The 24623-nt window shown below is 65.7% G+C and carries 24 protein-coding genes; 11 read left to right on the plus strand and 13 right to left on the minus strand.

Annotated features, from left to right (window positions below):
- Window positions 1-108 precede the first annotated feature (108 nt).
- Genes uriH through ARTH_RS00450 form a run of 3 tightly spaced genes read left to right on the plus strand, consistent with a single transcriptional unit; the run spans window position 109 to window position 3536 of the window.
- On the plus strand, window positions 109-1140 hold the full coding sequence (uriH, locus tag ARTH_RS00440; protein WP_052309738.1) for a uridine-preferring nucleoside hydrolase UriH: 1032 nt from the start codon (window positions 109-111) through the stop codon (window positions 1138-1140).
- Window positions 1141-2565: a uridine transporter UriT gene (gene uriT, locus ARTH_RS00445; protein ID WP_011689953.1), complete on the plus strand. Its 1425-nt coding sequence runs from the start codon at window positions 1141-1143 to the stop codon at window positions 2563-2565.
- Window positions 2562-3536, plus strand: a complete 975-nt coding sequence (locus ARTH_RS00450) for a ribokinase (protein ID WP_011689954.1) — start codon at window positions 2562-2564, stop codon at window positions 3534-3536. The genes uriT and ARTH_RS00450 overlap by 4 nt, the downstream gene beginning before the upstream one ends.
- Here ARTH_RS00450 and ARTH_RS00455 read toward each other — a convergent pair.
- Genes ARTH_RS00455 through ARTH_RS00485 form a run of 7 tightly spaced genes read right to left on the minus strand, consistent with a single transcriptional unit; the run spans window position 3533 to window position 10800 of the window.
- On the minus strand, window positions 3533-4645 hold the full coding sequence (locus tag ARTH_RS00455) for a Gfo/Idh/MocA family protein (RefSeq protein ID WP_011689955.1): 1113 nt from the start codon (window positions 4643-4645) through the stop codon (window positions 3533-3535). The genes ARTH_RS00450 and ARTH_RS00455 overlap by 4 nt on opposite strands.
- A complete protein-coding gene (locus tag ARTH_RS00460; protein WP_011689956.1) occupies window positions 4630-5328 on the minus strand; it encodes a ThuA domain-containing protein in 699 nt (232 codons plus the stop codon). Before ARTH_RS00460 ends, ARTH_RS00455 begins: the two co-directional genes overlap by 16 nt.
- Before the next feature lie 49 nt (window positions 5329-5377).
- Window positions 5378-6382, minus strand: coding sequence for a sugar phosphate isomerase/epimerase family protein (locus ARTH_RS00465; RefSeq protein ID WP_011689957.1), 1005 nt, complete (start codon window positions 6380-6382; stop codon window positions 5378-5380).
- A 27-nt stretch (window positions 6383-6409) separates the two neighbouring features.
- Complete coding sequence (locus ARTH_RS00470) at window positions 6410-7603, minus strand: Gfo/Idh/MocA family protein (RefSeq protein WP_011689958.1); 1194 nt, start codon at window positions 7601-7603, stop codon at window positions 6410-6412.
- A gap of 28 nt (window positions 7604-7631) precedes the next feature.
- On the minus strand, window positions 7632-8537 hold the full coding sequence (locus tag ARTH_RS00475; protein WP_043429197.1) for a carbohydrate ABC transporter permease: 906 nt from the start codon (window positions 8535-8537) through the stop codon (window positions 7632-7634).
- 2 nt (window positions 8538-8539) lie between these two features.
- Window positions 8540-9478, minus strand: coding sequence for a carbohydrate ABC transporter permease (locus tag ARTH_RS00480; RefSeq protein WP_011689960.1), 939 nt, complete (start codon window positions 9476-9478; stop codon window positions 8540-8542).
- Window positions 9475-10800: an extracellular solute-binding protein gene (locus tag ARTH_RS00485; RefSeq protein WP_011689961.1), complete on the minus strand. Its 1326-nt coding sequence runs from the start codon at window positions 10798-10800 to the stop codon at window positions 9475-9477. Before ARTH_RS00485 ends, ARTH_RS00480 begins: the two co-directional genes overlap by 4 nt.
- 229 nt (window positions 10801-11029) lie before the next feature.
- Here ARTH_RS00485 and ARTH_RS00490 point away from each other — a divergent pair, with 229 nt between their 5' ends.
- The gene (locus ARTH_RS00490) at window positions 11030-12070 is read left to right on the plus strand and encodes a LacI family DNA-binding transcriptional regulator (RefSeq protein ID WP_011689962.1); all 1041 of its coding nucleotides are present in this window, start codon (window positions 11030-11032) and stop codon (window positions 12068-12070) included.
- Window positions 12071-12130: 60 nt separating this feature from the next.
- On the opposite strand, the gene ARTH_RS00495 is transcribed toward ARTH_RS00490, so the two are convergent.
- Window positions 12131-12841, minus strand: a complete 711-nt coding sequence (locus ARTH_RS00495) for a GntR family transcriptional regulator (protein WP_011689963.1) — start codon at window positions 12839-12841, stop codon at window positions 12131-12133.
- Window positions 12842-12947: 106 nt separating this feature from the next.
- Between ARTH_RS00495 and ARTH_RS00500 the strand changes: the two genes are divergently transcribed.
- The 4 genes from ARTH_RS00500 (at window position 12948) to ARTH_RS00515 (ending at window position 18635) form a co-directional block, all read left to right on the plus strand.
- A complete protein-coding gene (locus ARTH_RS00500; protein ID WP_011689964.1) occupies window positions 12948-13706 on the plus strand; it encodes a LamB/YcsF family protein in 759 nt (252 codons plus the stop codon).
- 105 nt (window positions 13707-13811) lie between these two features.
- Complete coding sequence (locus ARTH_RS00505; RefSeq protein ID WP_011689965.1) at window positions 13812-15143, plus strand: MFS transporter; 1332 nt, start codon at window positions 13812-13814, stop codon at window positions 15141-15143.
- A 67-nt stretch (window positions 15144-15210) separates the two neighbouring features.
- Window positions 15211-16863, plus strand: coding sequence for a 5-oxoprolinase/urea amidolyase family protein (locus ARTH_RS00510; protein WP_043429200.1), 1653 nt, complete (start codon window positions 15211-15213; stop codon window positions 16861-16863).
- Between the two features lie 8 nt (window positions 16864-16871).
- Window positions 16872-18635 (plus strand): acetyl/propionyl/methylcrotonyl-CoA carboxylase subunit alpha, encoded by a 1764-nt coding sequence (locus tag ARTH_RS00515; RefSeq protein WP_011689967.1) that lies wholly within the window; start codon window positions 16872-16874, stop codon window positions 18633-18635.
- Between the two features lie 150 nt (window positions 18636-18785).
- Here ARTH_RS00515 and ARTH_RS00520 read toward each other — a convergent pair whose 3' ends face one another.
- Together ARTH_RS00520 and ARTH_RS00525 are read right to left on the minus strand one after the other, a co-directional pair.
- Window positions 18786-19289, minus strand: a complete 504-nt coding sequence (locus tag ARTH_RS00520; RefSeq protein WP_011689968.1) for a hypothetical protein — start codon at window positions 19287-19289, stop codon at window positions 18786-18788.
- Between the two features lie 77 nt (window positions 19290-19366).
- On the minus strand, window positions 19367-19732 hold the full coding sequence (locus ARTH_RS00525; RefSeq protein WP_011689969.1) for an ArsR/SmtB family transcription factor: 366 nt from the start codon (window positions 19730-19732) through the stop codon (window positions 19367-19369).
- Window positions 19733-20064: 332 nt separating this feature from the next.
- Here ARTH_RS00525 and ARTH_RS00530 point away from each other — a divergent pair, with 332 nt between their 5' ends.
- Genes ARTH_RS00530 through ARTH_RS00540 form a run of 3 tightly spaced genes read left to right on the plus strand, consistent with a single transcriptional unit; the run spans window position 20065 to window position 21639 of the window.
- Window positions 20065-20280, plus strand: coding sequence for a YegP family protein (locus ARTH_RS00530; protein WP_011689970.1), 216 nt, complete (start codon window positions 20065-20067; stop codon window positions 20278-20280).
- Window positions 20274-21011 (plus strand): PAS and ANTAR domain-containing protein, encoded by a 738-nt coding sequence (locus ARTH_RS00535; protein WP_232223564.1) that lies wholly within the window; start codon window positions 20274-20276, stop codon window positions 21009-21011. Before ARTH_RS00530 ends, ARTH_RS00535 begins: the two co-directional genes overlap by 7 nt.
- A gap of 13 nt (window positions 21012-21024) precedes the next feature.
- Complete coding sequence (locus tag ARTH_RS00540) at window positions 21025-21639, plus strand: TetR/AcrR family transcriptional regulator (RefSeq protein ID WP_011689972.1); 615 nt, start codon at window positions 21025-21027, stop codon at window positions 21637-21639.
- 4 nt (window positions 21640-21643) lie between these two features.
- On the opposite strand, the gene ARTH_RS00545 is transcribed toward ARTH_RS00540, so the two are convergent.
- The 3 genes from ARTH_RS00545 to ARTH_RS00555 form a co-directional block, all read right to left on the minus strand.
- Window positions 21644-22699, minus strand: coding sequence for a bile acid:sodium symporter family protein (locus tag ARTH_RS00545; RefSeq protein WP_011689973.1), 1056 nt, complete (start codon window positions 22697-22699; stop codon window positions 21644-21646).
- A gap of 115 nt (window positions 22700-22814) precedes the next feature.
- Window positions 22815-23009: a YegP family protein gene (locus ARTH_RS00550; protein WP_011689974.1), complete on the minus strand. Its 195-nt coding sequence runs from the start codon at window positions 23007-23009 to the stop codon at window positions 22815-22817.
- A 109-nt stretch (window positions 23010-23118) separates the two neighbouring features.
- Window positions 23119-24621 carry a SulP family inorganic anion transporter gene (locus tag ARTH_RS00555; RefSeq protein ID WP_011689975.1) on the minus strand — a complete coding sequence of 501 codons (1503 nt, stop codon included), beginning with the start codon at window positions 24619-24621 and terminating at the stop codon, window positions 23119-23121.
- Between the last annotated feature and the right edge of the window lie 2 nt (window positions 24622-24623).

Here is a 24623-nt window from a genome sequence, read left to right on the forward strand (position 1 = left end):
TCAAGCGCTTAACGCAATTAACGTTAAGCGCTTGACGTGATCATTGCGGAGGTGTCATGATCTCCCTGTTTGCTTTTGCACCCCGCCTCCGGGCGGGCCCCCAACGACGTGGAGATAGACGTGGACCCCAACCCCGTGACCCCTGCCCGCAAGAAGATCATCCTGGACTGCGACCCCGGGCATGACGACGCCGTGGCCCTGCTGCTGGCGCACGGCAACCCCGATATCGAACTGCTTGCCGTCACCACGGTGGTGGGCAACCAGACCCTCGAAAAAGTCACCCGCAACGCCCTGTCCGTCGGCACGATCGCCGGCATCACGGGCGTCCCCTTCGCCGCCGGCTGCGACCGCCCGCTGGTGCGCACCATCGAAACCGCGCCGGACATCCACGGCGAAACCGGCATGGACGGCCCCGCCCAGCCCGAGTCCGCCATAGAGCTGGACCCGCGCCACGCCGTCGACCTCATCATCGATACGGTGATGGCGCATGAGCCAGGCACCGTGACCCTTGTCCCCACCGCCGGCCTCACCAACATCGCCATGGCCGCCCGCAAGGAACCGCGCATCGTTGAACGCGTCAAGGAAGTCGTCCTGATGGGCGGCGGCTACCACGTGGGCAACTGGAGCGCCGTGGCCGAATTCAACATCATCATCGACCCCGAAGCCGCTCACATCGTGTTCAACGAGGCCTGGCCCGTGGTCATGGTGGGCCTGGACCTCACCCACCAGGCGCTCGCCACCCCAGAGGTGGTCGAGAAGATCGCCGCCGTGGGCACCGCGCCCGCCAGGTTCGTCATGGAACTGATGGAGTTCTTCACCAAGACCTACAAGGACGCCCAGGGCTTCGACTACCCGCCGGTCCACGACCCCTGCGCCGTGGCTTACGTGATCGATCCAAGCATCGTCACGACCCTTAAGGTTCCTGTGGACATCGAACTGCACGGCAGGCTGACCCTCGGGATGACCGTTGCAGACTTCCGTGCCCCGGCCCCGGCAGACTGCAACACCTCCGTGGCCGTTGACCTGGACCACGAAAGGTTCTGGAACCTCGTCACCGACGCCCTCATCCGGATCGGCGAACCCGCGCTCGCGGCACCGGCCGTCGTCGCAGCCGGCGCAGCAACCGGAGGGGTCAAGTAAATGACCACCCTCACCGAAACCAAGACCACCCGCGGCAACGTCACTGCCCTGATGGTGGCCCTGCTGGCCGCCTGCGTTGCGTTCCAGCTCAATGCCTCCATGCTCAGCCCGGCCCTGGTGACCATGGGGAAGGAACTCAACACCGACCAGGCCGTCATCGGCCTGTCCCAGACCTGGTTCTTCACCGCGGCCGCGCTGTTTTCACTCTTCCTGCCGCGCCTGAGCGACATCATCGGACGGAAGAAGATCCTGATCGGCATGATGCTGCTGATGGCCGTCGGCTCGGTCATTGCCGCGCTCGCCCCGGACGTCACGTGGCTCTTCGTAGGCCGCATCATCCAGGGTGTCAGCGGCCCCACCGTTCCGCTGTGCCTGATCATGCTGCGTTCCGCCGTCAGCAACCCGCGCAAATACGGCACGCTCATGGGCCTCATCACGGCGGTCAACGGCGGCGTGGCAGGCGTTGACTCCTTCGTGGGCGGCTACTTTGCCGAGCACTTCGGCTTCCGCAGCATCTTCTGGCTGATGGTGGTCCTGGCACTGGTGGCCACTGCGCTGATCGCGCTGCTCGCCGGCGAAAGCAAGCCCGCGGCCGGCACCACCATGGACTGGCTCGGCGTCTTCTTCATTGTTGTGGCCGTCGGCGCGCTGCTGACCGCCCTCAACGAGGGCTCCAAGCTGGTGGGCGGCTTCTCGGCGGGCACCCTCGTGCTGGCCACCGGGCTGGTGGCCGTCGCCGCCGTCGCCTTTTACGCCTTCTGGACCGTGGAAAAGCGCTCCAAGCAGCCCATGGTGGAAACCGTCCACCTGCGCCAGCGCTCCACGTGGGCGCCCCTGCTGACCACCACGCTCACCATGACCGGAATCTTCGCAGTCATCAACGGCATCGTCCCCGCTTACGTGCAGGCGGCGGCTCCGGGCTTCGGAGTGGGTCCCACGGAAATGTCGCTGATCATCCTGACCCCGTACGCCTTGCTTGGCTGGGTGGTGGGCCCGCTCAGCGGCAGGCTGGCTCCGGTCCTTGGCTACACCAGGGTGCTTCGCATCGGCCTGCTGGGCAGCATCGCCGCGCTCGCCCTGATTGCGTTCTTCGGCCTGGGCAGCCTGCCGATGATGATCGCCGGAACGGTCTTGCTGGGCATCATGTACGCCGGTACGGTCAACATCATGCTAAACGGACTAGGAGTGGTGCTCTCTCCCGCCGGAAACCCGGGCTTCCTGCCGGGCATGAACGCAGGCGCCTTCAACCTCGGCGCCGGACTCAGCTTCCTGGTGCTGCCCGCCGTGCTGGTGGCAACCTCCGCCCTCGGCGATGCCAAGGCGTCCTACCTGACCGTCGTGGTGGTCGGTCTGGTCATCACCATTGCCGCCTTCGGCGCCTCGCTCCTGATCCCCAAGCCGGTTGAAGCCGAGGTGGCCGAATGAGCGCCGGAGCGGAAGCGCACGGCCGGATCGTCGTCGTCGGCTCCCTGAATGCGGACCTGACTATCTACTGCGAACGGCTCCCGCTGCCGGGAGAGACGGTCCACGGCACCGGATTCGCCGTGAATCCCGGTGGCAAGAGCGCCAACCAGGCCGTGGCAGCCAGCCTGCTGGGCGGGGCGGTCAGCCTCGTCGGCGCCGTGGGGGACGACTCCAACGGCGAGATGCTCCTCTCCTCAACCGCCGGCGCCGGCGTGGACATCTCGCACGTGCGCACCTCGGAGTCCGCCGCTACGGGAGTCGCCGTGATCGCGGTGGACGCGCACGGCGAGAACAACATCATTATCTCGGCGGGAGCCAACGGAACCCTTGCTCCCGCCGACGTCGCGGCGTCAGCGGACGTGTTCGCCGGCGCCTCCGTGGTGTGTCTCTGCCTAGAGGTCAGCCTGGACACCGTTGAAGCCGCCGCCCGGACAGGGCACGACGCCGGCGCGACAGTCCTGCTCAACCTCTCACCTTATGGCGAGATCCCCCCGGGCCTGGCGGAACTGACCGATGTCCTGCTGGTCAATGCGCACGAGGCGTCGCTGTTTCTGGGGTCCGGGGAGATGCCTGGTGCGGAAGCGCACGACGCCGCGTGGGATGGCGTCCGGGAGCGTTTCGCCGAGCGCGGGCTACAGCGGGTCCTGGTCACTTTGGGGGCCAGCGGCTCGGTAGTGCTCGACTCGCTGGTTTCAGGGACGGACCGTGTCACCCGGACCGCGCCGGTCACGGTCCATGCGGTGGACACCACGGGCGCCGGTGATGCGTTCACCGGCGCCGTGGCCGCACGGCTCGCCGCCGGCGAGCCGCTCGCCGAAGCCGCTGCCTTCGCCTCCGTGGCGGCGGCACTCGCCGCTACCCGGAAGGGCACGCAGGCTGCCTACGCCGGCGTGGCCGACGTGGAGCGGATGAGGGCGAGATTGCTTAGCTAGGAGTTGATTTCCTGCGGCAGAGCGGCCAGATCCGCCAGTTCGACGGCCGAGGGCCGCTCGACTGTGCTGGCAATCCGCACCGAGGCTCCCGTGTGCGCTGACGCGAGCACGGACTCCATGACTTCGAGCACGTGGAACGCCAGCGCCCCGCCGGCGCGCGGTTCGGCGCCCGCCGGGGTTGCTGCGATGTCCGCGATGCCGTAGCCGCGGCCCGAGTCGATGTATCCGGCGGATACAGGGAGCGTTTCCCAGGACTCGCCTCCGAGCCGGAAGAGCTGCACGTCGCCGTCGAAGTGGTTGGGGTCAGGAACGGAGAGCGAACCCTTCTCCCCGTGGATTTCGATATTGGGGGACTTGCTTTGCACGGCGTCGAAGCTCATGACCAGGGTCGAAAGGGCCCCCGACGCGTGGACCAGGACACCGGTGACGTGCGTGTCGATGTTCACTGGAATGACCTGTCCGGCACGCTCGCCGGAGCCGATGGTGCGCTCAGTGCGGGTGTGGCTGGCGGCGCCCATTACCGAGACGACGGGACCCAGCAGCGTCACGAGGGCGCTCACGTAGTAGGGGCCCATGTCCAGAAGCGGTCCGCCACCGGGTTGATAGTAGAAGTCCGGATTCGGGTGCCAGCGCTCGTGGCCGGGCGTGACCATGGTAGCCGTTGCCGCGATCGGGGAACCGATCAGGCCGTCGTCGATGGCCTTCCTGGCCGTCTGAATGCCGGTACCCAGCACTGTGTCCGGGGCGCAACCGACCACAACGCCGGCTTCGCGGGCGGCGGTTATGACCTCCCGGGCTTCGTCGGTGGTGGCAGCGAGCGGTTTCTCGCCGTAGACGCTTTTGCCGGCAGCGATGGCCTTGAGCGCAACATCGGCATGGGCGGCGGGGATAGTGAGGTTTAGGACGAGGTCGATATCGTCCGCCGCAATCAGCTCATCGACCGAAACGGCCCGGACGCCTTCGTAGCTGTCTGCGATCTCCTGTGCGCGGGCGGTGTCAAGGTCTGCAACAGCCACCAGACGCACCTGCTCCAGCCTGCGGAAGTTGGTCAGGTACTGGGCAACGATCTTGCCGCAGCCAATGATTCCTACGTTCAACGGCTTGCCCACAGCAAACCCCTTTCAATGATGGTGCGGACGTTCTTGTCCTGCAGGACTTCGGTGCGGTGGCCGGGAGTGCAAACGAAGATTTTGCCGTTGCCCCACTGGCGGGTCCAGATGGCAGGCGAGGTGACCTCCCGGTTCCACGGATCCCATTCCCGGACCTTCTGGGTGGTGGTGGCCAGGACATCGATGTAGTCGTCGCTGAGGACCCAGTACTGCTCCGTGACGAGGTCAAAGTCAGCGATGCCCTGCGTGATGGGGTGCTCCGCAGCTGCCGGGAGCATGTTGACCGTGTAGGGCACGTAGTTGTCCGACTGCTCGCCGACGCACTCGTCCGGGTGCTTGCCGGGATGGCAGGCGAACTGGCCGCCGATCAGGTGCAGGTAGTCGGAGTTGTTGCGGTAGGAATCGGCGATCCCGCCGTGCCAGCCGGCCAGGCCCGTGCCGTTTTCGACGGCGGTCCGCAGCCCGGCGAACTCGTCCTTTTCGATGGTGGTCATGGTCATGCACTGCATGATCAGGTCCACGCCTGCCATGTATTCGGCGTCGGCGTAGACCTTGGGGGATTCCTCAACGCGGACGTCGTAGCCGTTGTCCTTGAGGTAGGGGATGAAGAGTTCCGTGGCCTCGTACGGCTGGTGGCCGTCCCAGCCGCCGCGGACCACCAGGGCGTTCTTGCGTTCTGTCATGTCGGGGGTTCCTTTTGTTTGGCTGCCGGCCGGGGCCGGAAAGTGTGGGTCAGCGGCTGGAGAAGGCGGCGTCGAAAGCTGCTGCCGGCGGGGCGATCCGGGCGAGTTCTTTGACCATGGCCAGTGCCTGCGGTGCGCCGACGAGCCGGTCCATGCCGGCGTCCTCCCACTCGATGCTGGTGGGGCCGGTGTAGCCGATGGCATTCAGGGTCCGGAAGATCCGGTTCCACTGGACGTCCCCGTGCCCGGCGGTGACGAAGTCCCAGCCGCGGCGGGGGTCCGCCCATGCCAGGTGGGAACCCAGGCGCCCGTTGCGGCCATCGAGCTGGCGGACCGACTCCTTGACGTGCACGTGGAGGATGTGGTCCGCGAAGTCCTGCAGGAACATCACCGGATCCAGGTCCTGCCAGATGAAGTGGGACGGGTCGAAGTTCAGGCCGAAGCTCTTGCGGTGCCCGATCGCCTCCAGTGTGCGCTTGGCGGTCCAGTAGTCGTAAGCGATTTCGGACGGGTGGACCTCCAGGGCGAAACGGACCCCCACCTCGTCGAAGACGTCCAGGATGGGGTTCCAGCGGTCCGCGAAGTCCTGGTAGCCGGCGTCGATCATTGCCTCGGAAGCAGGCGGGAACATGGCCACCGCCTTCCAGATGGACGAGCCGGTAAAGCCTGTTACGGTCTTCACCCCGAGGCGGGCGGCTGCCCGTGCCGTGTCCTTCATGGACTCGGCGGCCCGGCGGCGCACTCCTTCGGCTTCGCCGTCGCCCCAGACCTCCGCGGACAGGATGCCCTGGTGGCGTTCGTCGATGGGGTCATCACACACCGCCTGCCCGGTCAAGTGGTTGGCGATGGCGAACACCTTCAGGTTGTGCTTCTCCAGGATGTCCAGCCGGCCCTGGAGGTAGTTGTCGTCCTCCGCCGCCCGGCGGGGGTCCAAGTGGTCGCCCCAGCAGGCGATCTCCAGCCCGTCGAAGCCCCACTCGCCGGCGAGCCGGGCCACCTCCTCGAACGGCAGGTCGGCCCACTGCCCGGTAAAAAGCGTGATTGGTCGTGTCATGGCGTTCCTTCTCCTGCGTTCACGTTCCTAGACCTTCTGCCACTGGCTCGAATTGGCGGCGCTGGCCTCCACGGCGGCCAAAACCCGCTGGACCTGTAACGCGTCCGCGAAGGACGGTTCCGGCTGGCGGCCTTCACCGATTGCGGTGACGAGGTCCACTACCTGGTGGGTGAAGCCGTGCTCGTAGCCCAGTCCGTGGCCGGTGGGCCACCAGTTGCCGACGTACGGGTGTTCGGGTTCGGTGACGAAGATTTTCCGGAAGCCGGCGTCCGGGGATTCCGCCGCGTCGTAGAAGGACAGGACGTTCATGTCCTCGAAATCGAAGGCGAGGGAGCCTTTGGTGCCGTTCAGTTCCAAACGCATGGCGTTCTTCCGGCCCAGCGCGTACCGCGTGGCTTCGAAGACGCCGATCGCGCCCGTGGAGCCAGCGCCGCCGTCGAACTTTGCGCTGAAGATGGCGGCGTCATCCACGGTGACCTTCCCGCGGGGCGCGTCGCCGCTGAGGTCGCCGTGGCCGCCGAGGCCCACGAGGTCCCCGGCCAGCGGGCGTTCCGGGACAAACGTTTCAAGCAGCGCCGAAACGCCGGTGATGCTCTGTCCGGCCACCCACTGGGCGGCGTCGATGCTGTGCGCACCGATGTCGCCGAGGGAGCCGGACCCGGACTTGCTCTTGTCCAGCCGCCAGGTCATGGGGGCGTTGGCGTCGGAGAGCCAGTCCTGCAGGTACTGCGCCCGGATGTGGCGGATCTCGCCGAGCCGGCCCTGCTCCACGAACCGTTTGGCCAGTGCCAGGGCGGGAGTACGGCGGTAGCTGAAGCCGCACATCGAGAGGATGCCCTGCTTGGCGGCAGTCTCCGCCGCGAGAGTCATCCGTTCAGCTTCCTCAACGGAATTCGCGAGCGGCTTCTCGCACAGCACGTGCTTGCCGGCCTCGAGGGCTGCGATGGCGATCTCCGCGTGGGTGTCGCCCGGCGTGCAGATGTCGATCAGGTCGATGTCGTCGCGCTCGATCAGGCGCCGCCAGTCGGTCTCAACCGATTCCCAGCCAAGCTTGTCTGCTGCGGCCCGCACTCCGTCGGCATTCCGGCCGGCAACGGCGGTGAGCCGGGGCTGCAGCGGAAGGTCGAAGAACCGGGGCGCCGTGCGCCAGGCGTGGGAGTGGGCTGCGCCCATGAACGCGTAGCCCACCATGCCGACGCGCAGTGGTTTTGCGGTGGTCATGCGTGTCTCCTTTCTAAGGGGCCGTGTATCACTTGCTGAATCCGGCGGTGAGGCCGCTGAGCAACTGCCGGCGGCCCACGACGTAAAGCACCAGGATTGGCAAGGTGCTGAGCACCACCGAGGCAAGCACGGCCGGGATGTTGACGCTGTATTCACCCTGGAAGGTCCACAGCGCCAGGGGAAGGACCCGCAGGCCAGGGCTCTGGGTGAGGACCAGCGGAAGCAGGAATCCGTTCCAGACGTGGAGGCCGTTGTAGATGGCGACGGTCACGATCGCAGGGCGGGTCAGCGGCAGGGCAAGCCGCCACATGGTCTGCCATTCACTGCACCCATCCAGCCGCATCGACTCAAACAGTTCGTTCGGAACGTCGCGGATGAAGTTGGACAGGATCAGCACCGTCAACGGAATGGCAAAGGCAATGGAGGGAAGCATGAGTGCCAGCAGGCTGTCGTAAAGATTGAGGCGGATGATCATCAGGTAGATCGGGATGATGGTTGCCTGCAGCGGGATTGCCAGTCCCATCAGGAACATGCCGTTGACCAGCTTAAGGAACCTGCCCTTGCCCCGGACTATTGCGAACGCGGCCATGAAGGAGATCAGCACCGTCGGGATGACGGCACCCAGCGTGACAATGGTGCTGTTCATGAAGTACTTCGCGAAGTCGGCCTCAAGGACCATCTGGTAGTTTTCCAAGGTTGGCTCTGCGGGCAGGGCCAGCGGGTTCTGGCCGAAGTAGCCTGCCTGCGTCTTCAGACTGGTGATCACCACGTAGTAGACCGGAATGATGATGATGGCCAGCCAGATCCAGCCGCCCAGACCTGCTGGGACGTTCAGCCGCCTCATCCGTGAACCCAGCCCCCGCTTGGGGGCGGCCGGGTTCGATGGGGCGCCGGCGGGAGTTTCCTCCGCGCTGCTTTTCAGTACAGTGCTCACCCCTACATACCTTCCAATTGGCTGCCTTGCTTGTCCTTGCCTCCAAGGCGCTGGAGGAACAAGGCAAGTGCAAGGCCGATGAGTACGAGAATGACGGCGATGACGCTTGCCGGGCCCATAAGGTTGGCCCGGAAGCCCCGCAGGTACATGTCCAGGGCCAGGATCCGGGTTGAATTTCCCGGGCCGCCGCCGGTGAGGACGAAGATCAGGTCGAAGTAGGTCAGCGACCCCACGACCATCAGGGTGGAGGAAGTGATGATGGTGTACTTCAGCTGGGGAAGAGTGATGTGGAAGAACTGCTTGATTGTTCCCGCCCCATCGATTTCGGCTGCTTCATACAGTGATTTAGGAATCTGCCGCACTCCGCCCTGGTAAATGAGCGTATGGAAAGGCACGAACTGCCAGGCAATAACGAAGATGACCAAACCCACGGCCAGGTGCGGGACCCCCAACCAGTCCTGGGCCAGGAACGGCAATCCGAGGCCCGTGGCCAGGCCGAAGTTCGGGTCCAGCAGGGCTTTGAAGGCGATCGCGACTGCTGCGGAGGAGAGCAGCAAAGGCAGGAAATAAAGCACCGCCAGGGCCGCCCGGTAGCGCTGGCTGCCGGCGGTGAAGACACCCAAAAGGAGGCTGATGGGAGTCTGGACGAGCCACGAAGCGAGCATGATCAGGAAGGTCAGCCCCAGAGCGTTGTACAGCCCGGGGTCCGCAAGCACTGAGAACCAGTTGCCCAATCCCGCTGATCCGATGGCACCGATCCCGTCCCAACTGGCGAAACTCAGAATGAGTACACCGGCCAGCGGCACGACGGCGAATACCACGAAGAAGAACAAGGCGGGCGCTGTCAGCCATGCGAGGGCTTTGTCACGCTGACCGCCTTTTACGGTTGCAGTTCTGGCGGCCGCCTTAGTATTTGGGGCGGTGGAGACGGCGTTACTCATTTTCCGAGGGTGGCATTCATGTTCTCGGCGAACTGCTGAGGCGTGATCGACTTGAGGAACAACTGGTCGATGTTGTTCAGCAGGGCTTCGGCGGCGGTCGGGCTGAGTGCCTGGTCCCACGACTGCTGGAAGTTCGGTGCGTTCTTGGCCAGGTCGTAGACGAAGTTCAGGAAGTCCTTGTCCGGAGACGTGTTGAGCTTGTCCTCGATGCCGTTGACAATGGGAACGGACCCGGAATTGATGTAGGTGTCTATGACCGTGTCGGTCAGGATGCCGTCCTTGAAGAACTTCTTCGCCGTCTCTTTTTCCTTTTCAGAGGCCTTTGAGGAAATGGACATGTACTGGGCGGGGTTTCCCACGCCGTTCTTTGGATCGCCCTTGCCGCCGGCAACGACCGGGAATTGGACGAAGCCGAGCTTGCCGTCCTGGACGAAGTTCTGGCCGCCTTTCTTCATAGCGCCGTAGGTCCAGGAACCGTGGAGCATCATGGCTGCTTTGCCCGTGAACAGAAGGGCCTGGTCAGCATTGGAGTCAGCAGCGATGGATGAGAAGCCCTTGATGAAGCCATCCGCCGAGACGAGCTCCTGGATCTTGGTGCCCGTCTCGATCACGGCTGGATCTTTCCATGCATCGGGCTTGCCTTCGAAAATGGCTGTGAAGACTTCGGCTCCGCCGATGCGGTCGAGCAGGTACTCCAGCCACATCATGGAGGTCCACCGGGACTGTCCACCAAGGGAGAAGGGCGCCACACCCATGTTGTTGAAGGTCTTGACGAGGGACATGATGTCGTCCCAGGTCTTTGGCGGCTGGGCGCCGGCCTTTTCGAACAGTTCCTTGTTGTAGAACAGCACGATCGGGGCCACGTACTGGTTGGGCAGCGCATAGACCTTACCGTTCACGGTGGCGGCGCCGAAGGATGCGGGGAAGAATTTGTCCTTCAGGTCCGGGTTCTCCGCCAACCAGCTGGTCAGGTCTTCAACCTGCTTAGCCTCGGCATAGGTCTTCAGGGTCCCGCCGCCCCAGCCATAGATGATGGTCGGCGCCTGGCCGGCGCCGATCGCCGTTTTGATCTTGGTTTTGTATGCGTCGTTCTGGAAGTAGGTCACTGTGACCTTGTTGTCCGGGTTCGCTGAACCGAACGCATCCACCGCCTTCTGCATGGTGGTCTGGTTCGGCTCACCGGAGAGGTACCACATGCTGGCACCCCCGCCGCTGGAGGCGCCCGGCCCCGATGTCCCGCAGGCACTGGTCACCATGGCGGCGAAAGGTGCAAGGGCGGCAAGGGCAAGAAAGGAGCGCCGGGAGGACTGGGGTTGCTTCATTGCTTCTCCATCTGTGATCGCTTGGTGAGTATTCCGAGGCACAGCCTCCGGGAATCACTCGAAATGTTTCGCACTCGTGATTTAGGTCACGGTCTAAACTAATGCCACAAAAGTGCCGTAGTCAAGGGGTTTCCGAGGATTTAAATATGGCCCATTGGCCCTGCTTGACCAGCGTGCGTCAGTTTATGCACAATTGGAGCGGCGAAATTATCGAAAGGTTTCGAATCTTATGGCAACCAAGACCCGTCAGGACAAACCAACGCTCGTCACTGTGGCGCGGCAGGCGGGGGTATCGGCGCCCACGGTGTCGAAGGTGGTGAACGGCCGTGACGATGTTGCGCCGGAAACCCGCGCCCGCGTCCTGGCCGCCCTGGAGAAGGCCGGATACCAGTCCCCGCTCCAGCGCCGTTCCGCTGCGGAGGCTGCCACCGTCGTGGAGGTAGTCATTGACTTCCTCGATTCGGCCTACACTGTCGAGGTCCTGAATGGGATACTGCGCTTTGCCGCCGGTGCCGATGTTGAGATTCTGGTAAGCGTCACCGGCCAGGCGCCTTCGGGCGGGATCAGTCCCGAGGGCCGCGCCCAGCGGATGCTGGATGAGGGCAGGGCGGGAATGATCGTCGTGACGTCGGCGTTCAGCGAGGCGCAACTGCATGCGTTCCGCCGCCGGCAGATTCCCGTCGTCGTAATTGACCCCCTCAACCCACCCTCAGCCGATGTGGTCAGCGTGGGAGCGACAAATTGGGCCGGAGGCAAGGCCGCCACGGAACACTTGCTGGAGCTCGGGCATCGGCGCATAGCCTACATCGGCGGCATCGAGGGCTCTGAATGCAACCAGGCTCGCCTGCACGGCTACATGGCGGCTCTTATGGCCCAGGGCGTACCCGTCGACCCTCAATACATTGTTTCCGGCGGCAAGTTCCGAAGGGACGCGGGAGTGTCCGGCCTCAAAGCCTTACTCGAGCTCGAGCAGCGCCCCACGGCCGTCTTTGCCGGAAGCGACAGCATTGCGTTGGGCGTTCTTAGTGAAGCGGGTCGCCACGGCCTCAGGATCCCCGACGACATCAGCCTTATTGGCTTTGACGGGACAAGCCAAGGCCAGGAATCCGTCCCCGCGCTGACCTCGGTGGCCCAGCCGCTGGAGGAAATGGGACGCGCAGCTCTGCGTTCCTTGCTGCGCCAAGCACGCGGCGAAGTCCTCGATTCCCACCGCGTCGAACTGGCCACGCAGGTGATTGTCCGCGACTCCACGGCCCCTCCCGTGGCCTGAAATCCCCGGCGGGGCTTTTATCGGGGGGGGCTAAGCCGGCAGTAGGAGGGCAGGCCCGCCCTACTCCCCGTGGACCTCGGCCTGCTTCTCTTCCGAACGGTCCAGGTATGCCAGCAGCAGCTCGGCGGCCCGCTCGAGTTCACCGGCCTCCAGGGCCTCGCAGATTTCCTCGTTGTCCTTGAGGTAGCCGCTGTAGAAGTGCGCATCCATCGTTGCCTTGTGGAAGAACAGCCGCATCTCGGCCAGCACCTGGGACATGATGGTGTTCAGCCGGCGGCTGCCGGCCAGGGCCACGATCGCGCCGTGGAAGTGCTGGTTCGCGGTGCCCAGCCCCTCGTCGTCGTTCGCTGCGGCCGCGAGCTTGCCTTCCTCCACCGCGGCACGGACGGCGGCCACGGCTTCCGGGCTGCCCCCGCCGCGGATGGCGCTGACTTCGATGGTCCGGCGCACGGTGTAGACGTCGTGGATATCGCCGGCTTCCAGGCTCGCCACAAAAACCCCGCGGTTGGGGTGGCGGATCACCAGCCGTTCGCTCGCGAGCTCAGCAAAGGCTTCGCGCACGGTATTGCGGGAGACGCCAAGGTCCTCGGCGATCGTGGACTCGGTCAGCCGCGCGCCCGGGAGCAGGACCCCTTCAGCCAGCTGCAGGCGCAGCTCATCAGCCACCCTGTCCGCCACCGACGGCACGGCGACGCGCAGCCGGGCTGCTGCCGTTGATGCGCTTGAGAGTGCTGCGGAGGTGCCCCGGGTTGCTGCTGCTGAAGTGGCCATACTCCAGAATTTACACGATCGTCACATCGTTGAATCGAAGGATTGTTGAACAATCGCTAAATTTGGTGCATCCTAGTAGGAGCAAATCAATGAGACGAGGATCACAATGGTGTACATGGACCTGAATAGCGACGTAGGCGAGTCCTTCGGTCGCTGGACCTTGGGCGACGACACGGCGATGTTCCAATCCGTGTCCAGCGCCAACGTGGCCTGCGGTTTCCACGCGGGCGATCCCACGGTCATCCGCCGCACCTGCCGCGAAGCCGTGCAGGCCGGCGTGATGATCGGTGCCCATGTGGGCTACCGCGACCTCTCCGGTTTCGGGCGCCGGTTCGTGGACATCGATCCCAGCGAACTGGCTGACGACATCGTCTACCAGATCGGCGCGCTGCAGGCGCTGGCCGCCACCGAAGGCGCCCGCGTCCGCTACGTAAAGCCGCACGGCGGCCTCTACAACGCGATCGTCTCCCACACCGCCCAGGCACGCGCCGTCGTCGACGCCGTCAAGTCGATCGACGCCTCGCTGCCCATCCTCGGCCTTCCCGGCTCGGAGGTGCTGCGCCTTGCAGAAGCAGCCGGACTCCGCGCTGTTTCCGAAGCCTTCGCCGACCGCGCCTACAACCCCGACGGTACGCTCGTCTCCCGCTCGCTCCCCGGAGCCGTCCTGCATGACCCGGCCCAGGTGGCCGAACACGTCCTGCGGATGGCTGCCGACTCCGCCATCCGCACCGTGGACGGCTCCATCCTGAGAATCAATGCAGACAGCATCTGCGTCCATGGCGATTCCCCCGGGGCCGTTGCCATGGCCGTCGCAGTAAGGGCTGCGCTTTCCGACGCCGGCATCGACATCAGAGCTTTTGCCTAATACCGCGTTCGCTTCACCCCGTTACCGCTCGGCGGAGTAAAAAGTTCCGCCAAGCAACCGCGCCCCAGCACGCAGGCAGCACCACCGCACCCTTGAAGGAAGACCATGACCACACACCACTCGGCCGCCCGCTCCGGCCGGAAGATCCCGCCCGGCGCCCTGAAGGCCTATATCGCCAGCCTCACCGGCACTTCGCTGGAGTACTACGACTTTGCCATTTACTCGGTGGCCTCGGCGCTGGTCTTCCCCAAGATCTTCTTCCCGGGCAATGACGAGTTCGTCGGACTCCTGCTCTCCTTCTCGGCTTTCGCCGTGGGCTACCTGGCGCGGCCCATCGGCGGCGTCATCTTCGGCCGCCTGGGTGACAAGATCGGCCGCAAGCACGTCCTGGTGGTCACCTTGATGCTGATCGGCGTCGCCACCGTCCTTATCGGCCTGCTCCCCGACTACTCCGTGATCGGCGTGGCGGCCCCCACCATCCTGGTGCTCCTGCGCCTGGCCCAGGGCATCGGCGTCGGCGGCGAATGGGGCGGTGCCGTCCTGCTCTCCAGCGAATTCGGTGACGCCAACAAGCGCGGCTTCTGGTCCTCCGCGGCCCAGATCGGCCCGCCCGCCGGCAACCTGATGGCCAACGGCGTCCTGGCCGTGCTCGCAGCCACGCTCAGCACCGAAGCCTTCCTCTCCTGGGGCTGGCGGGTCGCCTTCCTCGCGTCCGCACTGCTGGTGGTCTTCGGCCTGATCATCCGCCTCAAGCTCGAGGAAACCCCGGTGTTCAAGGCCATCGCGGCCCACGGCGAACAGCCCAAGGCCCCTATCACCGAGGTGTTCACCAGGGAACCCCGCGCGCTTATTGCCGCCGCACTGTCCCGGGTCTGCCCGGACGTCCTTTACGCCCTGTTCACCGTGTTCGTGGCCGTCTACGCCACGAAGGAACTCGGCCTGACCACCGGCAACGTCCTCACCGCCATCCTGATCGGCTCGGCGTTCCAGCTGTTCCTGATACCGCTGGCCGGCGCCCTCACGGACCGCTTCAACCGCCGCCTGGTCTACGGCATCGCCGCGGTGGGCACGGCCCTCTACATTCCCCTGTTCTTCCTCATGATCGAGGGCAAGTCCGTGCTGATGCTCATTATCGGCGTGGTGATCGGCCTGGCGTTCCACGCCTTTATGTACGGCCCGCAGGCCGCCTACATCACCGAGCAGTTCCCGGCCCGCCTGCGCTACGCCGGCAGCTCGCTGGCCTACACCCTGGCCGGCGTGATCGGCGGAGCCGTGGCACCCCTGATCTTCACCGCCCTTTACGCCGTCTCCGGCGACTGGTTCCTGATCGCGGCCTATCTCCTGGTGGCCGCGGCAGTTACCGTGGTGGGCCTGGCCCTCGGCCGGAACCCGCAAACCGCTGAAGAAGAGCGCCTCCTGGCGGACTCCCACGCCTAGCCGGCGCGGTCAACCTGACCGGCACGAAATCCCGTTCAAGCCACCGGCAACGATGAAAGCAGCAGCCATGGAAACCCTGACCGTCCACAAGGTCCTTTCGGTGCGGCCCGTAGGAACGCGCGCGGTGCTCGCGGAGCTTTCCGGAACGCAGGAGGTCCTCGCCCTGCAGGCCCTGCTCGTGGAAGCGCCGCTGCCGGGCCAGGTGGACGTACTTGCGGCAGCGCAGACCGTCATGGTCCGCGCGGATTCGCCGGCGGCTGCCCGCCGCATGGGCGGGCTCCTGCTGGAGCTGGACCTCACTGCCCGGGCCAAACAGGACGGCGGCCTGGTGTTCATCGACACCGTGTACGACGGCGAGGACCTCGCCGAAGTCGGGCGGCTCACCGGCCTGGGGACGGACGGCGTCATCGAAGCCCACACCGGCCAGGTCTGGACGGTGGCTTTCGCCGGGTTCGCGCCCGGCTTCGGCTACATGGTGGGGGAGAACCAGACGCTGGAAGTACCGCGCCGGAGCTCACCGCGCACAGCCGTGCCCGCCGGATCCGTGGCCCTGGCCGGCAACTATTCGGCGGTGTATCCGCGCAGGTCCCCGGGCGGCTGGCAGCTGATCGGCCGCACCGGCGCCCGCATGTGGGACCTCAACCGGGCCGAGCCGGCCCTGGCCAGCCCGGGCCACCGGGTCCAGTTCCGCGCCGTCCGCGACGTTGTGACCATGGCAACGGAGCCCGCAGCGTCCGACGCTGCACCCGCTGCAGGGATGCCGGAGGAGCTGCCGGGCCAGGAAACACCTTCCGGGCTGCGGGTCGTTTCGCCCGGGCTGCAAAGCCTCCTCCAGGACCTTGGACGGCACGGCCACTCTGCCTTGGGCGTCTCTGCCGCCGGCGCGCTGGACCGGGCTTCGCTGCGCAGGGCCAACCGTTTGGTGGGCAACCGTTCTTCCGCCGCAGCCATCGAAAGCGTGGCCGGCGGTCTTCGGGTCCAGGCCGTCGGGGACCAGGTCCTTGCCGTCGCCGGGGCGCCATCGGCACTGACAATTGATTCACCGTCGGACGCTGGATCCGATTCTGACGCCGGCAAGCCTGCGCGGCAGCGCACCGTCCCCATGGCCACCCCGTTTGCCCTGCTCGACGGCGAAATCCTTACGCTCGGTGCACCGGAGTCGGGGTTCCGCAGCTACCTGGCCGTCCGTGGCGGGGTGGACGCCGCGCCGGTGCTGGGCAGCCGTTCCACCGACACGATGTCCGGCATCGGGCCTGCACCGCTGGCCGCCGGGCAGCTCCTGGCATCCGGCGACGTCACCGAATCCGGCGTGGTGGGCAGTCCCGAACTCCAGCCGGACTTCCCCGGGGACGGCGTCACCGTCCTGGACATTGTGCTGGGCCCGCGGGCCGACTGGTTCGACCAGTCCGCCATTGACTCCCTGTGTGGGCAGGACTGGGTGGTGAAGCCGCAGTCCAACCGGGTGGGCATGAGGCTGGACGGCACGCCCCTGCAACGCAGCCGGCAAGGCGAACTGCCCAGCGAAGGCACCGTGGCCGGGGCCATCCAGGTCCCGCCCGAGGGCCTTCCCGTCCTCTTCCTGGCAGACCACCCGATCACGGGCGGCTACCCGGTGATCGGCGTGGTGGTGGACCACCAGCTGGACCTTGCCGCCCAGGTGCCGATCGGCGGCAGCATCCGCTTCCGCATTGTTCCCGAACAGACTCCCCAAGAAAAGTGAGTAACTTGATGCGCAAGGTCCTGATTGCCAACCGTGGTGAGATCGCCGTCCGGATTGCCCGAGCATGCGACGACGCCCAGCTGGAATCCGTCGCCGTGTACGCGGATATCGACGCCGATGCCATGCACGTGGGTGCTGCCAGCGAAGCCTTCAGCCTGGACGGCAACTCCCCGGCGGATACCTACCTGAACATCCCCAAGCTGCTCGAGGTGGCTGCCAGGTCAGGTGCGGACGCCGTCCACCCCGGCTACGGCTTCCTGTCCGAGAACGCCGATTTCGCGCAGGCAGTGCTGGATGCCGGGCTGGCCTGGATCGGCCCGGCGCCGGAAGCCATCCGGCAGCTCGGCAACAAGATCACCGCCCGCGAAATCGCCGTCCGCGCCGGCGCCCCCCTCGTGGCCGGCAGTGACGGTCCCGTGGATTCGGCGGCGGAGGCCCGAGCCTTCGCGGAACAGCACGGTTTGCCCATCGCCATCAAGGCGGCCTTCGGCGGCGGCGGCCGCGGCCTCAAGGTGGTCCGGAACATGGACGAGATCGAGGAATCCTTCGACTCCGCAGTCCGCGAAGCGGTGGCAGCCTTCGGCCGCGGCGAATGTTTCGTGGAACGCTACCTGGACCGTCCGCGGCACGTCGAGGCCCAGGTCCTGGCCGACACCCACGGCAACGTCGTAGTAGTCGGGACCCGCGACTGCTCCCTGCAGCGTCGGCACCAGAAGCTCGTGGAAGAGGCACCTGCACCGTTCCTCAGCGACGATCAGCGGCAGCAGATCTGCAGCGCGGCGAAGGCGGTCTGCCGGGAAGCCGGCTATTCCGGCGCCGGCACGGTGGAATTCCTGGTTGCCGCGGACGGCACCGTGGCCTTCCTGGAAGTGAACACCCGGCTGCAGGTGGAGCACCCCATCACCGAGGAAACCACGGGGATCGACCTGGTCCAGGAGCAGTTCCGGATCGCTGACGGCGAGGCGCTGCGCATCACCGCGGACCCCGAACCCCGCGGCCACTCCTTCGAATTCCGGCTCAACGCCGAGGACGTGGGGCGCGGCTTCCTGCCCTCGCCCGGGACCATCGCCGACTTCCACGCCCCCACCGGCCCGGGCATCCGCCTGGACACCGGCGTCCGCGCCGGATCCTTCGTCGCACCGCAGTTCGATTCGCTCCTTGCCAAGCTGATCGTCACCGGAGCGGACCGGCAGCAGGCGCTGCGCCGGGCACGCCGCGCGTTGGCCGAAATCGAGATCACCGGCGTGGCCACGGTGCTGCCGTTCCACCGCGCGGTGCTCCAATCGCCGGACTTCACCTCCGAGACCGGGCTGGGCATCCACACCCGCTGGATCGAAACGGACTTCGCGGACCGCATCCCGGCGGATCCGGGCTACAGCACCACCGCCCCCGAGGGCGAACGCCGCACCATCACCGTCGAACTGGACGGCCGCCGCCTGGCAGTCGGGCTGCCCGCTGACCTGCTGGACGGCTGGGCACGCTCGGGCGGAGCCCTCCCCGCAGGCGTCTCGCTGGATGGAGCGTCCGACGGCGGTGCTGCCGCAGGTTCCGCAGCCGACCCCGGCGAGCTGCGCGCTGACATGGCCGGAACCGTCGTGAAGTGGCTCGTGGAGCCGGGCGCCGAAGTGTCGGCGGGGGACGCCGTCGTCGTTCTTGAAGCCATGAAGATGGAAACGCAGGTGACGGCGCACCGCGACGGAACGGTGACAGGCATCCGCGCCGAGGCCGGCGGCGTGGTCAGTGTCGGGGCGGTGCTCGCGCTGATCGGCTAGGTGAATTCCGCGGCTCGCGCGAGGGCCCAAATGCCGTGGTGCGGGCCGCTGAGCGAGGCATTCGAAGCGCCGGTATGGCGCGCCCAGTGGGTTGAAAAGGGGTAGGTCGCCCGCGTCGTGAACACACCTGCGGGCAGAATGCACCCGGTGTTAGAAGCGCTGGACGTTGACGCCCGCAGCCGCCAGCGCTGCGAGGAACCGTGCCTGGCGGTCCGCTGACCCAAGGCTCAGCAAATATCCCCGCCCGGCGTCGAGCTGGACGGCAGGCCCCGTATCCTGGATGATTCCCAGCCCGAAGGCGCCGAACCGCAGCCCGAATCCGTAACGCAGGCCGTGGACTGTTGCCGGGGCGGCCCGCCGGATCGCCGCAATGGGAATCCTGCGGCGGTAGAACGGAAACCAGCGCAACCGCACTTCATTTTCGAGGACTTGAATCCTGGAGAAGCCGAACGCCAGGAAAGTGATCAGGATGAGGGCGCATGCAATGGAAGTCCATGCCACGGGTTCCGACTGCAGCGCGTCGGTAATGAAGATTGCCAGCAGGATTCCTGCTAACAGTAAGGCGCTGCCACCGATGATGGCCCGGGGCAGCCTGCCGTAGTACATCCGGCCGGAATCGAACAACACACCGGCACGCTTGGGAACGGGGCTCACAGCTTCATCCTCACACGGATACCGAAGGGAATCTGCAGACAACCCTAAGGCGCCGCCCCGTGCGAGTTGCCGGGAGGCTAGTGGCCCACCGCTTCCTTCGCGGGCACGTCCACGGACTTCAGTGTCAGCCGGGTCGACTGCAGGACAGTGCCTAGCAGGGAGCGCGCCGAGAGGAGGAGGCTGCTCACTTCGGGGCAGGACAGCTCGTAAAACAGCCGGCCGTCCTGGCGCGAAGGGATGACCAGGCGCTGGCGGCGGAGCACGCCAAGGTGCTGGGAGAGGTTCGAGGGCTCCAGGCCGGTGTCGTCCCGCAGGCGGCTGACGGCTACGGGGCCGTCGGCGAGCATCTCCAGGACCTGGATCCGTACAGGGTGTCCCATGGACTTGAAAAGTTCGGCCTTTACATCACTCAGGACCAGACCTGTGGGCAACTCGTCCTTCATCGGGCTTCCCTTCCTCCGTCCACAGCCGGGCGATAACCATAACGCTTGTTCAAGGAATACAGCTTATGCCAGACAGAAAAGTCTGTCTCGCCCCCACGGCCAGTTGGCGTGAAGTGCATGTATATCGTAGCCCCGGCCGGTTTGGGATGATCGCTGGATTTAGTCCGTGGGCGCCACTTGCGCGGATGCGTTGGGTAGTTCAGAATTTCATGAATTCATCAATTCGAACCGGCTGTTCAGAAGCGGCCGGCTACCCGGAGATGGATTCAGGCTGCTTCCGCTGACAATGGCGTCACCGGGAGTGGCATGACTCCGGGTTTCAGGAGGGCTCAATGGCAGGCATGTTCGAACTATTCGCCGACTCAGACACTTCCTTCAGATTTCAACTGACAGCACCCGACGGCACGGTCATGGCGCTGTCGAGGCCGTTCCCCGACAAGCGGGCCGCAGTAGCCGGGATCGCCGCGGTGCGCGAGTACGCAGGCATGGGCTTTGTCACTGAATCGCTCAGGCGGCCGGCCGCCGTCGCAGATTTCCCTGCGTGGTGAGCCCCGTGACCGCGCGGAAGGTCCCGCAGGCGCACTCCAGTCTCCTCGCCGCCGGGGAATGCATCGCCGGGACGTTCAGGTATGACGCGGTGACCGGCAAGCTCGACTGGTCCGAGGAGCTTTTCCATATTCACGGATACCGGCGCGGCGAGATCGTACCCACCTTGGACCTGCTGCTCTCGCACAAGCATCCCGACGACCGAAGCCGCGGCTTGGAGATATTGACCCGAATCCGGAACGCCGGGGGAAGTTTCTTCAGCTACGACAGGCTCATTGACGCGCGCCTGCGCGAGCACAGGATCCTGACGACGGGCGAGGGCGTGCTTGACCAGGCGGGCAGGCTGAGCCACATTGACGCCTTCGTGATAGACCTCACCAAGATGCTGCAGCGCGAGACGGAGCAGTTCGCCAGGGCGGCCGTTACAGCGGCCAACGCCAGCCGCAGCACCATAGAGCAGGCCAAAGGCATCCTGATGGGTGCCCTGCGCATCGGATCGGAGGAGGCGTTCAAGCTGCTCGTCGCCCACAGCCAGCACAGCAACATCAAGCTGGCCAGGACCGCAACAGAGCTCGTGGCCCTGGCCAACAACGCCAAGGACCCCGCACTGCTGGACGGTTTCGTTCAGGCACTCCACCGCGGGCAGGCACTCCACCGCGGGCCTGCCGGACGCAGGCCCGGAACAATCGGCGTCCACGGACCTGCGGGGAGGCGTCAACAGGGCTCCATGTAAAATTCCTTCTACGATGACTGCCGACGACGCCAACCGTTCCACCCTGCTGCCCGCCCAGGCAATGGCGGGCCGCGATGACCCCGTGGACCGCATTCTTGCCACCGCTTACGAGCTGTTTTCCCGCCGCGGGATCCGCGATGTCGGAACCAATGAACTCATCAGCCGCTCCGGCGTAGCCAAGGCGACGTTCTACCGGCACTTCCCGTCAAAGGATGCCCTGGTCCTGGCCTTCCTGGCGCTCCGTGACCAGGTGTGGACCGTGGACCTCATCGTCTCCGAAGCCCGCCGCCGCGGCACCACTCCCGAGGAGAGGCTGCTCGCGATTTTCGACGTGTTCGGTGACTGGTTCCACCGCGACGACTTCGAGGCCTGCACGTTCATCAATGTTCTGCTGGAGATGGGTCCCGACCATCCACTGGGGAAGGCGAGCATCGGCTACCTCACCAGGATCCGCGGCCACATCCAGGCCCTGGCGGAGGAAGCCGGGCTGAGTCGCACCGAAGAATTCGCCCGGTCCTGGCACATCCTGATGAAGGGCTCGATCATCTCGGCCACCGAGGGGGACTTCCTGGCGTCAAAGCGGGCCCAGCAGATGGCCGGCTGGCTGATCGAGCACCACCGGAACTGAGTGCTCAGGCGTCCCGGGCGGCTGCGCTATGAACCTGGGCATCGCGGCCAGGGGCATCAGTCAGCGGGCGCCGGGCCAGCCATGCGGCCACAATCGCGCCCGAGATGTTGTGCCATAGCGAGAACACCGCCGAGGGCAGTGCGGCCAGCGGACTGAAGTGCGCGGTGGCCAGTGTGGCGGCCAGCCCGGAGTTCTGCATTTCGACTTCAAAGGCCAGCGCGCGGCGGGCCTTGTCATCCAGCCTGCCGAGCTTGCCGGCGAGGTATCCGAGGCCCAGGCCAAAGCCGTTGTGCAGCACAACGGCGAGGAACACGATGCCGCCGGCGGCCACGATCTTGCTGGCGCTGCCAGCCACCACGATCGCCACAATCAGGGAAATCACGACGGCGGAGGCCCAGGGGAGTGCCGGAAGCACCTTCGCGACGAGCTTCTTGAGGAACAGCCGTGCCAGCAGGCCTGCAATCACCGGGAGGAGGACGGTCTTGACGATGTCCACGACCATCGCTCCGGCGTCGATCTGCAGGAAGGATCCGGCCAGGAATAGGACCAGCAGGGGAGTGACGATCGGGGCGATCAGCGTGGAGACCGAGGCCACGGCCACCGAGAGGGCAACGTCCCCCTTGGCCAGGAAGGCCATCACATTGGAGGCGGTCCCGGACGGCGCGCAGCCCACCAGAATGAGGCCCACGGCCAGCTCGGGCGGGAGGTTGAGCGCCACGGCAATCAGCCAGCCGGCGCCCGGCATGATCACGTAGTGGGCCACGATGCCCAGAACCACGGCCCAGGGCCGCTTGACCACGGACGCGAAGTCCGGCGGGGTGAGCGTCAGGCCCATGCAGAACATGATGACGCCCAGCAAGTACGGGACGCCGGGGGCCATCGGCTTGAAGGCGCCCGGCAGCAGGAAACCGGCAATGCCGGCAGCCACCACCAGCAGCGGAAAGACGGTGACCGCGATTCGCGCGATTTTGGCCTCTGCCGCCAGTGCCGGATTCAGCGGTGCGGCATCAGCATCGGCGCCGGCTTTGGGGTGTTCGTGGGATTTGGTTGCCTCAAGCATCCAATAATGCTCACACTCCGACCCTTGATCCGGCCAATTCGTGAACAGACGTCTGACATTTATGTCGCGTCGGCACCACTGTCTGGCCCGCTACCGGGCACCCCGTGGCGCCGCTCTATTGCGCCGGCGGGCCGCTGTAATCTGCGATGTGCGCGGTGGCCGCGTGCTCGCGAATCTCTGTGACGCCGGAAGCGGCCGCAGCGCTGTCCCGGTAGATCCCTGAGACGGCAAGAATGTTGCCTGCGCCGTTGACGAGCCGGATTCGGACGCCGCCCTGTTCGGCGGCGACGAGTTCAAATTTTCCTGCCATGCTGGACCTCCCCCAAGGTGGTGCGCCTGCCAGGTGGTCGCAGGCTGCTCCCTTGCCAGCCTAGATGACAATTCTTGTCACACAAACAACACAACGTTTTGTTGGTCCGTCAGTGCCCGGCGTTGAGCTTTCCGGCGAGCCGCTCACGCATCTGGGTGCTCGCGGAGTTCAGGCCGATCAGCTCCACTTCACGGCCGTGCCTGCGGTACTTCTCGGTGACAGCGTCCAGGACGGCGATCGTGGATGCGTCCCACAGGTGCGAGGCATGCAAATCGATGATGACGCGGTCCACCGTGGGTGCGGCATCGCGGGCGTACTCGAACTGGGTGTAGAGGTCGTTGGAGGAGGCGAAGAAGAGCTCTCCGTCCACGGTGTACGTTGCCACGGTCTCGCCATTGAGCTCGATCTCCGTCCGTTCAACCGTGGCGAAATGCGCCACCCGCCGGGCAAACATGGCCATGGCCGCCAGGACGCCGACGCCTACTCCGATGGCCAGGTTGTGGGTGGCCACCACGGTGCCCACCGTGATCAACATGACGGCTGTTTCGGATTTGGGCATCCGCCTGAGCGTCTTCAGGGCGATGGAGTGCCAGTCGAACGTGATGGCGGAGACGAAGATCATCACGGCCACGAGCGCTGCCATGGGTATCAGGCCCACAACGTCGCCCAGCGCCACCACCAGGACCAGCAGGAAGACGCCGGCCAGGAACGTAGAGACCCTGCTCCGGGCGCCGGATCCCTTGACGTTGATCATGGTCTGGCCGATCACGGCGCAGCCGCCCATGCCGCCCAGGAAGCCGGTGACGATGTTCGCCACGCCCTGGCCCCAGGACTCGCGGGTCTTGTTCGAGCGGGTGTCCGTGATGTCGTCGACAAGCTTCGCCGTCATCAGGGATTCGAGCAGGCCCACAAGCGCCATGGACAGCGCGAAGGGGGCGAGGATCTGGAAGGTTTCCAGCGTCAGCGGCACGTTGGGAATGAAAAGGGTGGGCAGGCTTTCCGGAAGCTGGCCCTTGTCCTGGACGGCGGGAACGTCGATCTTGGCGAGCACCGCAAACAGCGTCAGGGCCACGATCGCCACGAGCGGGGACGGTACTGCTGACGTGAGCCGCGGGAGTCCAATCACGATCACCAGGCCAACGGCCACGAGCGGGTAGACCAGCCACGGCACGTTGATCAGCTCGGGCAGCTGAGCCATGAACACCAGGATGGCCAGCGCGTTAACGAACCCCACCATCACTGACCGCGGAATGAAGCGCATGAGCCTGGTGACGCCCAGGAGCGCCAGGAGGATCTGGAAGGCCCCCGCCAGGATCACTGCGGCGATCAGGTAGTCCAGGCCGTGGCTCCGCATCAGCGGTGCGATCACCAGGGCCACCGCGCCGGTGGCCGCGGAGATCATGGCGGGCCGGCCGCCCACGAAGGAAATCGTGACGGCCATGGTGAAGGACGCGAACAGCCCGATCCGGGGATCAACGCCTGCAATGACGGAGAACGCAATCGCCTCCGGGATGAGCGCCAGCGCCACCACCAGTCCGGCGAGGGCTTCCGTCTTGAGCCGGCGCGGGGAACGGAGCGTAGCCCGGACGGATTGGAGTTGTTCGGGCTTCATGA

Origin of the sequence: Arthrobacter sp. FB24 (assembly GCF_000196235.1) — a bacterium.
Lineage (GTDB): Bacteria > Actinomycetota > Actinomycetes > Actinomycetales > Micrococcaceae > Arthrobacter.

Bases quoted from the DNA above. Each gene is read 5' to 3' on its own strand.
- ARTH_RS00550 (WP_011689974.1), bottom strand. From the start codon at position 23,009: ATGGCAGGAAAATTTGAACTCGTCGCCGCCGAACAGGGCGGCGTCCGA.
- ARTH_RS00540 (WP_011689972.1), top strand. From the start codon at position 21,025: ATGACTGCCGACGACGCCAACCGTTCCACCCTGCTGCCCGCCCAGGCA.
- ARTH_RS00515 (WP_011689967.1), top strand. From the start codon at position 16,872: ATGCGCAAGGTCCTGATTGCCAACCGTGGTGAGATCGCCGTCCGGATT.
- ARTH_RS00485 (WP_011689961.1), bottom strand. From the start codon at position 10,800: ATGAAGCAACCCCAGTCCTCCCGGCGCTCCTTTCTTGCCCTTGCCGCC.
- ARTH_RS00530 (WP_011689970.1), top strand. From the start codon at position 20,065: ATGGCAGGCATGTTCGAACTATTCGCCGACTCAGACACTTCCTTCAGA.
- ARTH_RS00470 (WP_011689958.1), bottom strand. From the start codon at position 7,603: ATGACCACCGCAAAACCACTGCGCGTCGGCATGGTGGGCTACGCGTTC.
- ARTH_RS00545 (WP_011689973.1), bottom strand. From the start codon at position 22,699: ATGCTTGAGGCAACCAAATCCCACGAACACCCCAAAGCCGGCGCCGAT.
- ARTH_RS00505 (WP_011689965.1), top strand. From the start codon at position 13,812: ATGACCACACACCACTCGGCCGCCCGCTCCGGCCGGAAGATCCCGCCC.
- ARTH_RS00490 (WP_011689962.1), top strand. From the start codon at position 11,030: ATGGCAACCAAGACCCGTCAGGACAAACCAACGCTCGTCACTGTGGCG.
- ARTH_RS00465 (WP_011689957.1), bottom strand. From the start codon at position 6,382: ATGACACGACCAATCACGCTTTTTACCGGGCAGTGGGCCGACCTGCCG.
- ARTH_RS00525 (WP_011689969.1), bottom strand. From the start codon at position 19,732: ATGAAGGACGAGTTGCCCACAGGTCTGGTCCTGAGTGATGTAAAGGCC.
- uriT (WP_011689953.1), top strand. From the start codon at position 1,141: ATGACCACCCTCACCGAAACCAAGACCACCCGCGGCAACGTCACTGCC.
- ARTH_RS00460 (WP_011689956.1), bottom strand. From the start codon at position 5,328: ATGACAGAACGCAAGAACGCCCTGGTGGTCCGCGGCGGCTGGGACGGC.
- ARTH_RS00500 (WP_011689964.1), top strand. From the start codon at position 12,948: ATGGTGTACATGGACCTGAATAGCGACGTAGGCGAGTCCTTCGGTCGC.
- ARTH_RS00555 (WP_011689975.1), bottom strand. From the start codon at position 24,621: ATGAAGCCCGAACAACTCCAATCCGTCCGGGCTACGCTCCGTTCCCCG.
- ARTH_RS00450 (WP_011689954.1), top strand. From the start codon at position 2,562: ATGAGCGCCGGAGCGGAAGCGCACGGCCGGATCGTCGTCGTCGGCTCC.
- ARTH_RS00510 (WP_043429200.1), top strand. From the start codon at position 15,211: ATGGAAACCCTGACCGTCCACAAGGTCCTTTCGGTGCGGCCCGTAGGA.
- ARTH_RS00495 (WP_011689963.1), bottom strand. From the start codon at position 12,841: ATGGCCACTTCAGCAGCAGCAACCCGGGGCACCTCCGCAGCACTCTCA.
- ARTH_RS00480 (WP_011689960.1), bottom strand. From the start codon at position 9,478: ATGAGTAACGCCGTCTCCACCGCCCCAAATACTAAGGCGGCCGCCAGA.